This is a genomic window from Actinoplanes lutulentus (assembly GCF_003259845.1).
GTDB lineage: Bacteria > Actinomycetota > Actinomycetes > Mycobacteriales > Micromonosporaceae > Actinoplanes > Actinoplanes lutulentus.
The window spans coordinates 291,044-301,335 of the sequence record NZ_QLMJ01000011.1 but is presented as its reverse complement, the minus strand read 5'-3'; the positions used below and the strand labels follow the sequence as shown (position 1 = coordinate 301,335).

The following is a 10,292-nucleotide window of genomic DNA, read 5'->3' as shown; positions in this document are numbered from 1 at the left end:
CAACCAGGGTGGCAACCAGGGCGGCAACCAGGGCGGCAACAACCAGGGCGGCAACAACCAGGGCGGCAACAACCAGGGTGGCAACCAGGGCGGCAACCAAGGTGGCAACCAGGGCGGCAACCAAGGTGGCAACCAGGGCGGCAACCAAGGTGGCAACCAGGGCGGCAACAACCAGGGCGGACCTGGTGGTGGCGGACCTGGTGGTGGCGGTCCCGGTGGTATGGGCGGTCCCGGTGGCGGTGGCCCCGGTGGTATGGGCGGCCCGGGTGGCGGTGGCCCCGGTGGCATGGGTGGCCCCGGCGGCGGTGGCCCGAAGGGTGGCCCCGGCGGCGGCGGTGGCGGCGGTCACTGGAACTGATTGATGGGGGAGGGTTAAACCTCTTCGCGTGGGCCGCGCCCTTGGGGCGCGGCCCGCTCCCGTTCTACCAGGCGACCGGTGCGTAGTCCTTCAGGAAACAGCCGTAGACGTCCTCGCCCAGCTCGCCGCGGACGATCGGGTCGTAGACCCGGGCCGCGCCGTCGACCAGGTCCAGCGGGGCGTGGAAGCCCTCCTCGTGCAGGCGCATCTTCGTCGGATGCGGCCGCTCGTCGGTGATCCAGCCGGTGTCGACGCTGGTCATCAGGATGCCGTCGGCGAACATGTCCTCCGCGCTGGTGCGGGTCAGCATGTTGAGCGACGCTTTCGCCATGTTCGTGTGCGGGTGCCCGGCGCCCTTGTAACCGCGGGTGAAGATGCCTTCCATCGCCGACACGTTCACCACGTACCGCCGCGGGAACGGTGACGCCAGCATCGCCTTACGCAGCCGGCTCACCAGGATGAACGGTGCCGTGACGTTGCACAGCTGCACTTCGAGCAGTTCCATCGGCTCGACCTCGTGGACCCGGTCGCTCCAGCTGTTCGTCGGCGTGATGTCCGGGACCAGCCCGCCCGCGTCGATCCCGGTCGAACGCGCGGTCAGCGCCAGCTCGGTGACCTGCTGCGCCGACAGGGTGCCCGGCGCGGCCAGCGCGGCAGCCGGGGACGCCCCGCCGAGAGTCGCCGCCCCGCCGAAGTACTCGAGAGCCGGCAACGGCCCGTCCGGCAACGGTGCCGACTCGGCGGCCACCAGCTCCGAGTAGGCGCCTGCGGTTCGGCGTACGGTCTGGGCCGCGTTGTTGACAAGAATGTCCACCGACCCGCGTGAGGCCACCGACTCGGCGAGACCCACCACCTGGGCCGGGTCGCGAAGATCGATGCCCACGACCCGCAGCCGATGCAACCAGTCGGCGCTGTCCGGCATCGCCGCGAAGCGGCGGACGGCGTCGTGCGGGAACCGCGTGGTGATCGTCAGATCCGCGCCGTCGCGCAGCAGACGCAGCGCGATGTACATGCCGATCTTGGCCCGACCACCGGTGAGCAGCGCTTTCCGACCCGTCAGGTCAGTGCGGGCATCGCGGCGGGAGTGGTTCAGCTCCGCGCACTTCGGGCAGAGCTGGTGGTAGAACGCATCCACCACCGTGAACCGCTGCTTGCACACGTAGCATCCACGGGCCTGCTTGAGGACCCCGGCCGTGGCACCGCGCACATTGCTGCGCAGCGGAATGCCGGCCGTTTCGTCATCAATCCGCCCCGGTGCCCCGGTCGCGGTCGCCTCGGTGACCGTCCGATCGTTCTCCAGGATCGCCTCCCGGCGGTCCCGGCGGCGCTGCAGCTTCACCGTCTTGAAGATCCCGGCGGTCGCCCGCCGCACCGCTACCGCGTCAGGATGCTCCGCCGGCAGCGATTCCACCTCGGCCAGGACGGCAAGGCAGACCGCAAGGCGGTCCGGGTCCACGCCCGTGACGTTGTCGATACTGCCGGTCATTACCGCATCCCCCTCTGTTCTCACCGCAGGCACTGTACTTACCCGGCGGACCTATCGGCTGAGGGTGGGACGGGGCAAGGGGCCCGGGTCACCCTTCCTGGCTCTGTTCGCGCTTGTCCCGGACGGTGGCGGGCTGATCGGCGAGGGTCTGCGGGCGATCGGCGGGTGGCCGGGGGCCGCTGAGCCAGTCGTCGAGAGTTTGAGGACGGACGGCGTGAGCGGGAGTGGGTTCCGGGGTTTCGTCGGCTATCTGGATTTCGTCCGGCGTTACCTCTTCGGGTGAGGTTGCCTGCTCGGAAGAAGTCGCCTGCTCGGCCTGTGCTGTCTGCTCGGCCTGTGCTCGCTGGTCGGCCTGTGCTGTTTGCTCGGCCTGTGCTCGCTGGTCGGCCTGTGCTGTTTGCTCGGCCTGTGCTGTTTGCTCGGCCTGTGCTCGCTGGTCGGCCGGTGCTGGCTGCTCGGCCTTTGCTTTCTGCTCGGATGGCGCGGCTTGATCGGATGGCGTTGCTTGGTCGGGCTGGCCGGCGGGCCGGGGCTTGGCCGGAACGTCGCCGAGAGTCTGTGGGCGCGGACCATCGAGCCACTCACCCAGCGTCTGCGGCCGCCGGCTTGGCGCGGGGATGGCACTGACGGGTACAGCCGTACCGCTCAGCCAGTCATCCAGCGTCTGTGGCCGACGCGGTTCTGCTTCCGGCGTCGTACCCTCCAGGGCCGGACCGGCCGTCGGAGGCGTGGCGTGCTCGGTCATCGGGGCCTCGATGGACTGCGGCGCGGTCGCCTCTGGTGCGGTGGGTTCGGTGGCCTGCGCGTGGACGGGGGGTGACCCCGGGTTCGGCGTGGCCTCGGGGGCAGTAACCGGGGTGGGTTCGGTTGTCTCGGCGTGGGTTGTTTCCGACGCGGTGGATTCGGCCTGCCCGTTGACACGGGACAGCCAGCCGAAGTCGTCGGATCCGGGCGGCGCCAGGTTGGCAAGCCGCGGATCGTTCCGCCACGCGAACGGATCCGGCACGGGCGCACTGCCCGCCGGTACCTCGCCCGGCGCACTGGCCGCCGGAACGTCTACGGCCTCAGGGCTGTCGGCTGCGAGCTCGCCACCTTCAGCGATGTTGACGCGCTCCCCGTCGGGGAACTCGGTCGCTGAGGCGCCCTGCTCGACCTCGACGTGCTCGCCGTCGACTGGCTCCGCCTCGACCTCTTCGGCGTCGACTGGCTCCGCCTCGACCTGTTCGGCATCGACGTGTTCGGTGTCGACCGGTTCTGCCTCGACCGGTTCGGCATCGAGTAGTTCGGCGTCGACCTGCTTGGTCTCGACCTGCTCGTCAGCCCCGTCCTTGGCCTGGTCGTCGGCCGTGTCCTTGGCCTGGTCGTCGGCCGTGTCCTTGACCTGCTCGTCGATCGGGTCCGAGAGTTCGTTTTCGATCGGGCTCTCGATGCCGGGATCGGCGGGCGCTTGTTCTTCGCCGTCCTGGGTGGGCTCGAGGCCGGCGGCAGGATGGTCCGCGATGTCGTGCGCGGGTTCGGTGACGGGAGCCTGCTGATCGACGTGGGAACGGTCGGGAGTCAGGGCTTCCTCAGACACGTATTGCTCGGCCACGGGCTCCTCGACCTCGTTGTACTGGGCTTCGCTGTGCTGGGCTACATCTCGCTGGCTTTCGTCGTTCTGGAGCTCGTCGTTCTGGAGCTCGCCGTGGTGGAGCTCGCTGTGGTGGAGCTCGCTGTGGTGGAGTTCGTCGTTCTGAGGCTCGGCCGGTTCGGTGGTGGAAGGGCCGGCCGGTGTTTCGGGTGCCGGTGATTCGGTGGTGGCGGCATCGTGGTTCGCCGGGGTGGGTACCTCGGTGCCGGGCGTGCCGAGTGTCGTGACGACGGGTTCGCCGGTGGCGACGAACTCGTCGGCATCCGTCTCGGGGGCGTCAACTGCGGTCTCGGAACCGGCGGTAGTGCTGTCTGGCTCGTCAACATCGTTCGCAGCGTTGACGTCGGTGTTGACGTCTTGACTGCTGTGGATGCCCGTGTTGACGGGGTTGAGGGCGTCGGTGTTGTTGATGGTCGAATCAATATTGACGGACTCAACATTGATGGCGTCGTCAGTGTTGACTGCGTAGTCGGTGGCAACCGGGTCGTCAATGTCGCCGGCGGGTGGCTCGATATTGGCGTGATCCGTAGTGCTTGTCGACTGTGTGATCGGCGGGAGGTCTCCTCCATGCGCCACTTCGGCGCCGGCCGCGAGAGTTGCTTCGACCTCGGCCCAGATCGCTTCGCTGTCGACAGGCTCGACGGCGGGTTCTTCGGCCGCGCTGCGTGCCTCGGCGAAGATCGGAGTGTCCACGGGGACGTCGTCCTCTTGATCAGCGGCAGCTTCTGCGGTGGCGGTGGCGGTCGATTCGTTCGGGATGCCGCGAATGTGGCTGTCGTTGGCGAGTTCAACTCCGGCCCGCGGCGTCTCGTCGACCGCCCCGTCCGAGATCTTGAGCGATTCTGAACCCTCAGGGGTCGAAGATCGCTCAAGATCCGCTGGCGAGGGGAGCGTCACCCCCGTGAGGGCGGTACCTGCGCCGGAAATGTCCGAGCCGACCATGTGCGCACCAACAGCGGGCGTTCCGGCGACGGGGATTTCGGCAGCGGACGTGTCAGGGCTGGCGATGCCCGGGGCGGGCTCTCCTGCGGGGGCATCGAGCGGCGCTACAGACGCGTCAGCTTTGCCTGCGGCGCTGGCTGTGCCCCGGACGCTGGCTGTGGCCGGGACGTTGGCTGTGCCCGCGGCGCTGGTTGTGCTCGGGAGGCCGGATGTGCCCGCGGCAGCGGAGTGCTCGGCAGCGGGTGCGGACGCGTTGCCTGGGCTCCCAGCGGATGCGTCGGACTTCGCCGGCGTGGATGAGGCTCCAGGAATCGGCACCGGCGGCAACGGCGCCTGCGAACCCAGATCCGACGCCGACGCTGAGGGAGACGGCGGGGAGGACGCGGAAGGCGACGACGGCGACGAGGGAGGCGACGCCGGGGGCGGGGAAACAGCGAAAGGCCCGGTGCCCTCGCCCGCGGGCAGAGCCGCTGCCGCTGCCGGCAGCGCCGCCGCGGGGGAGGCCGGGCTGCTCATTGCGGCGTCGCGTTCCTTCTCGGCGATGTAGTCCAGGACGTCGGTGTACTCCAGCACCATCGTGTGGCTCTCGTCCGAAGGCCCGCTGAGCGCGTGGGCCGGCATGGCGTGGGCGCCTCGCTGGATCACGACCGTGTCGAGGCCTGCGGTTTCGGCGAAGGACGGTTCGCCCGGAGCCGCGGCGTGGCGTCCGGGCAGGGCGTGCCGGGGTGCCGCGCCGACGTAATAACGGTCCTCAGCACCGGACTCAACCCCGGCCCCGGCCCCGGCTCCGGCCACCGCCGGTTCGGCGGCGTGCTCGGCCAGCCCGGCACGCTCCTGCAGGCGTTTCAACGGCCCCGGCGCCCACCAGGCGGCGTCGCCGAACAGTGCCAGGACCGCCGGGACCAGCAGCATCCGGACCACCGTCGCGTCCAGCACCAAGGCGATGATCATGCCGACGCCGACGAAGCGCATCGTCGTCACCGTGGACAGCGCGAACGCGCCGGTCACCACGATCAGCAGCAGGGCTGCCGCGCTGATCACGCGGCCGGTCCGGGTCAGGCCGATCGTGACGGCCTCGGCCGTGGTCGCGCCCTTCACCCTGGCCTCGACCATGCGGGACAGCAGGAACACCTCGTAGTCGGTGCTGAGACCGAAAACGACAGCGGCCATGAGTACGACGATGCCGGCTTCCAACGGGGCCGGGGTCACGTTGAGCAGCCCCGCGCCGTGGCCGTCCTGGAAGATCCAGATGAGGATGCCGAACGTGGCGGTGAGGCTCAGGGCGCTCATCACCACGGCCTTGATCGGCAGCAGGATCGAGCCGAACGCCAGGAACATCAGGATCAGCGTGGCCCCGGCGAGCAGGGCGATCATCAGCGGGAGTTTCGCGCCGATCGCGGCGATGCTGTCGACGTTGCGGGCGGTGGCGCCGCCGATCAGCACCTCGGCGCCGTCAGGTGGCGGGAGGGCGCGCAGGTTCTCGACGACCTCGCGGGCCGATTCGCTGAACGGGTCCGCCGAGGCGAGCGCCGCGTTCAGCACGGTCACGTTCTCGGACCCGCCGGTCGTGCTCACCCCGGTGACACCGCCGACCTTGCCGATGGCCGTCACGAAAGCCGCCACATCGGTGTTGCCGCTCACGACGATCTGCACCCCACCCGTACTGAACTGGGGGTAGTCGGCCGTGAGGGTCTCGATCGCGACGCGCGACGGGTCGCCCTCGGGGAGCACCCGCTCGTCGTTCTCGCCGAAGCGGACGCCGCCGATCGGCAGCGCGAGCACCAGCAGGCCGGCCAGGATCGGCAGCGCGAACAGGACCGGTCGGCGCAGCACCGCCCCGGCGAGCCGGGTCCAGCCGTCGCCGCCGGTGCCGAACGAGGGCAGGCGAACCGGGAGCTTGTCGACACGCGTACCCAAGATGGCAAGGACCGCGGGCAGAAGGGTGAGCGAAAGCAGCGCCGCGAGGAAGACGGCGGCGAGGCCGCCGTAGGCGAGCGATTTGAGAAAGCCCTGCGGGAAGAGCAGCAGCCCGGCCAGGGCGGTCATCAGCAGGGTCGCGGAGAAGAGGACGGTACGCCCAGCGGTGGCGACGGTACGCCGGACCGCCTCCTCAGTGGAGTGGGACGCCTGCTCCTCCCGGAACCGGCCGACCATGAAGAGTCCGTAATCGATCGCCATGCCGAGGCCGAGCAGGCTGGCCACGTTGACGGCGAACGAGTTGACCTCGTGGCTGAGCGCGACCGCGTTGAGCACACCGAGTGAGCCGAGCACCGCGGCGCCGCCGACGAGCACCGGCAGGGACGCGGCGACCAGCGAGCCGAAGATGAACAGCAGCAGGATCAGGACGATCGGCAGCGAGATCATCTCGGCGAAGACGAGGTCGGAGGCCGAACGTTCGTTGGAGGCGTGGGCGAGGGGGAGGCCACCGGCGAGCTGGAGATGCGCGCCGGGCACCGTCAGCTGATCCACTATTTCGCCATAAGCGGTGAGTTTTCCGGCGTCGTCCGCCCCGGCCAGGGTGATCACGGCGACCGCGCTGGACTTGTCCTCGGCGGCGAACTGCGGCGCCTTCGTGTCCCAGTAGGACGGCGCCGAGACGACGGCCGACTCGGGCAGCGCCGCGAGCCGTTCCTTGATCCGCTTGGTCAGCGGCGCGTCGTCGATCGTGCCCTGATCCGGAGTCCAGATCGCGATGACGTCGCCGCTCTGCCCGCTCAGGGCGGTGGCGACCACCTCGGCGGCGCGCGCGGACTCCGAGTCCGGATCGCTGTAACCGCCCTCGGTGAGCCGATCGAACACCCCGAAGCCCCAGGTCCCGGCACCGAGCACCGCGACGAGCGCGATGATCAGAACCGGCCACCGAAGACGGGCAACCTGCGATCCCCAGCCCGCGAACACAGGCTCCCCTTCCGGATTAGGGTCAAAAAGAGCAGGTCAGCTGAGTGTCGCGGCCTGCAGGGTGACCCCGCCGCAGTCCTCGTCGAAGGACTCGTCGGTGATCCACTTGATGGAGATCTTGCCAGTACCCGATGAGGTGTAGCTCACCGTGTAGGCAGCGGTCGCCATCGACTCCCCGGTCTGCTCCCAGGTGTCGGTGACGACCTTGCCGCCGGTGGAGAGCCGGATCTCCAGCGAGCCCCGTCCGGCGATCATGCCGACGTAGAGGCGCAGCGTCGTGTCCCGGGTCCCGGCCGGTGCGGAGAGCGTGAACCCGCTGCCCGCGTCGCAGGACCGTACGCCGCTGGTCACGCCCTTCGCGGTGGCGAGCGGGTGGCCGCCGGTCCAGCTGAAGGCCTCCGGGCTGGCCGTGTGCCGAACCCGGGACGGATCCGGCGTTCCTTCGAGGATCGCGAACCCGCCGTTGGCGTTGCGTTCCAGGGTGTACGTGCCCTGCTCACCCCAGTGCACCCAGTCGATCGTTCCCTCGGCGCTCAGGTCGACCCGGTCGGGAACGGCCGACCGTTCGATCGCGATCGAGTCGACCGGCACCGGGCTGATCGAAGGCGACGCGCTGGGCAGCGGGATCGGCACCTGGGCGGCCGTCGGCTCGCCGAGGCCACCGAGGACCGGCGTGGTGTTCGACGGCTGGGGATCGTCGCCGCGGGTGACGACGACCAGCCCGAAGGCGATCACCGCCACCACGCCCAGGAAGATCACCAATCCGGGTGCGAAGTACTCGCGCCAGGATCGTTTCTCTTCCAGCAGCATGGCGGGGACGTCCGGTCGGCCGCGGAGCACAAGGCTCTGTCCAGGCTTTTCCGGTGGCGTCTGATCGGACAAGGGTCCTCCGGATCAGGCGTTGGCTCACAGGGGGCGGTGCACGGGGCGATAAACGATCTCATCTGTTGGGTCAGGAGTGAAGAGTGGGACTCGTCTCCGGACGTACGGACGATCAGTGGCATCGGTGATTCGGCGGAGGTCCTTCGCGGCTTTCGTCCCGGACCCGAGTACCGTGTCCGGAGTTTCCGACACCGGCAGGGGATTTGCATGAGCGACACGTTCGACACCAAGAGCCGAGGCCGGGCCATCGCCGGCGTGCTGACCGCGGTCCTGGTCTTCGCGGTGCTCGCCGCCGTCGTCTTCTGGGTCCGATCCGGCGACAGCGATGCGGCGCCGACCGCCGCGGCCGCCACCCAGTCAGCGGCGCCGGTGGATCCGCTCACCGTCGAGCCCGAGGTCACGGCCGGCACCGGCACCCTCGACAAGCTCGCGATCAAGGAGCTGATCCCCGGCACCGGCCCGGTCGTCACGGCTGGTCAGACCATCACGGTCAACTACAAGCTGGTCTCGTACACCACCGGCGACGTGATCGACTCGTCGTGGACCGGCGGCGCGCCGTTCTCCACCCGGATCGGCACCGGCGAGCTGATCAAGGGCTGGGACCAGGGCATCCCCGGCCAGAAGGTCGGCAGCCGGATCCAGCTCGACGTCCCGCAGGACCTCGCCTACGGCCCGCAGCGTGGCGACCTGCGCTTCGTCGTCGACATCCTCGACGCGAAGTGACCGTTACAGATCACTGACCACGATGTCGAGCTGACGCGGCCCGCCCTGTTGGGCAGGCCGCTCCTCGACCGCGAACTTCAGGTCCCGCAACGCCGTGACCAGCTCGTTCGCCGTCTCCGGCGTCGCGCGATCCTCGGCCAGCGCGCGCACCAGCCGGCCCTTCGTGGCCTTGTTGAAGTGGCTCACCACTGACCGTTTTGTCACACCACCGACGGTCCGTTCGTGCAGCACCCGCACCTGCGCGCTCTGCGCGCCAGGCGCCCACATCGCCACATAAGCCCCAGAACGAAGATCCAGCACGGGTCCCTCCAAGCGGTCCAGCGCCGGCTTCAGAGCCTTTTTCCAGTACGGAGTAAGCCCGCCGACCGGGGCCGGAAGAGCGACGCCGATCGAGCAGCGGTAGGCCGGGATCCGATCGCCGAGCCGGACCGCGCCCCACAATCCGGAGAAGACGACAGCCGTCCGGTCCAGCCACTCCCGGGATTCGCCGGTGAGCCCGGCCGGGTCGAGAGCCTCGTAGAGCACCCCGGTGTAGACCTCGGACGCCGGCGCCGCGGGTGCCGTGTGCAGGACGGCGTTCCGGGCTATCTCGTCACGCTGCCCGGCGCTGAGTCCGAGAACGGTCAGTGAGTCGGTCACCGAGCGTTCGCTAGTGCGCTTACACAGAGCGACGAGCCGGTTAAGTACCCGGGTGCGGGCGGTCGCGAGCTCGGGCAGCCAGAGGGCGGCATGGTCGACCGGGTCACCGGTGGTCGCGGTGGTCTTACCCTCGGACGGCGGCAGCAGGATCAGCACGCGGCGAGACTAACCGCCCGTACTGTGCCCGGACCGTGCGGGACGCGCCGGGGTGACGCTGTGCTCAACCGTCCGGGGCGTGCCGGGGAGCACCTGGCCGGCCGGGGTGGCGCTGTGCTCAGTCTTTCGGGGCGGGCCGTGGCGTCCTTGGCGGGGCCGGTTTGTTTATCTTTGGCAGGTTTTGTCGTTGGTCAGGTGTCCGGGCGGCCGGCGAGGGCGTCGTCGACGGTCGCGTAGACGCCGAGCCGGCCGGCCAGGCCGATCGTGTCGAGGAGTTGCTCCAGGAACTCGGTGGGCGCCGCGATCCGTAACCAGCCGCCGGCCGCGCGGGCCCGGTTGTGCCCGACCACGAACGTGCTCAGCCCGATCGAATCGCAGAACTCCACCCGGGACAGGTCGACCACGACGCGTGGCTCGTCCCGCGAGAGCGCCTGGTCCAGCCCGACGGCCAGGCTCGGGGCACTGTCGAGATCCAGGTTGCCGCGCACCGTCACGACGATGACGTTGCCGGCTGTCTCCTCCGAAGAAACATGCATCGCAGTCACCTCCCGGACTACTTATTCCCAGAAAGTGACGCG

The 10,292-nt window shown here is 69.5% G+C and carries 7 protein-coding genes; 2 read left to right on the top strand and 5 right to left on the bottom strand.

Annotated features, from left to right (window positions below; translation table 11 throughout):
- On the top strand, nucleotides 1-358 hold a 358-nt coding region (locus B0I29_RS45900; protein WP_181557956.1), incomplete at its 5' end, for a hypothetical protein.
- Between the two features lie 64 nt (nucleotides 359-422).
- Here B0I29_RS45900 and B0I29_RS24150 read toward each other — a convergent pair.
- The 3 genes from B0I29_RS24150 to B0I29_RS24140 form a co-directional block, all read right to left on the bottom strand.
- Entirely contained in the window at nucleotides 423-1,844 is a 1,422-nt protein-coding gene (locus B0I29_RS24150) for an SDR family oxidoreductase (RefSeq protein ID WP_111651310.1), read from the bottom strand.
- Nucleotides 1,845-1,932: 88 nt separating this feature from the next.
- Nucleotides 1,933-7,314 (bottom strand): MMPL family transporter, encoded by a 5,382-nt coding sequence (locus B0I29_RS45895; protein ID WP_181557955.1) that lies wholly within the window; start codon nucleotides 7,312-7,314, stop codon nucleotides 1,933-1,935.
- Between the two features lie 36 nt (nucleotides 7,315-7,350).
- Nucleotides 7,351-8,124, bottom strand: a complete 774-nt coding sequence (locus B0I29_RS24140; protein ID WP_245972709.1) for a hypothetical protein — start codon at nucleotides 8,122-8,124, stop codon at nucleotides 7,351-7,353.
- Between the two features lie 279 nt (nucleotides 8,125-8,403).
- Here B0I29_RS24140 and B0I29_RS24135 point away from each other — a divergent pair, with 279 nt between their 5' ends.
- Nucleotides 8,404-8,919 (top strand): FKBP-type peptidyl-prolyl cis-trans isomerase, encoded by a 516-nt coding sequence (locus tag B0I29_RS24135; protein ID WP_111651308.1) that lies wholly within the window; start codon nucleotides 8,404-8,406, stop codon nucleotides 8,917-8,919.
- Between the two features lie 3 nt (nucleotides 8,920-8,922).
- Here B0I29_RS24135 and B0I29_RS24130 read toward each other — a convergent pair whose 3' ends face one another.
- A complete protein-coding gene (locus B0I29_RS24130; protein WP_111651307.1) occupies nucleotides 8,923-9,714 on the bottom strand; it encodes a YaaA family protein in 792 nt (263 codons plus the stop codon).
- 191 nt (nucleotides 9,715-9,905) lie between these two features.
- Nucleotides 9,906-10,250 (bottom strand): STAS domain-containing protein, encoded by a 345-nt coding sequence (locus B0I29_RS24125; RefSeq protein ID WP_111651306.1) that lies wholly within the window; start codon nucleotides 10,248-10,250, stop codon nucleotides 9,906-9,908.
- Between the last annotated feature and the right edge of the window lie 42 nt (nucleotides 10,251-10,292).

Excerpts from the sequence above, each read along its gene's own strand:
- B0I29_RS24140 (WP_245972709.1), bottom strand. The coding sequence starts at position 8,124 with ATGCTGCTGGAAGAGAAACGATCCTGGCGCGAGTACTTCGCACCCGGA.
- B0I29_RS24150 (WP_111651310.1), bottom strand. The coding sequence starts at position 1,844 with ATGACCGGCAGTATCGACAACGTCACGGGCGTGGACCCGGACCGCCTT.
- B0I29_RS24125 (WP_111651306.1), bottom strand. The coding sequence starts at position 10,250 with ATGCATGTTTCTTCGGAGGAGACAGCCGGCAACGTCATCGTCGTGACG.
- B0I29_RS24135 (WP_111651308.1), top strand. The coding sequence starts at position 8,404 with ATGAGCGACACGTTCGACACCAAGAGCCGAGGCCGGGCCATCGCCGGC.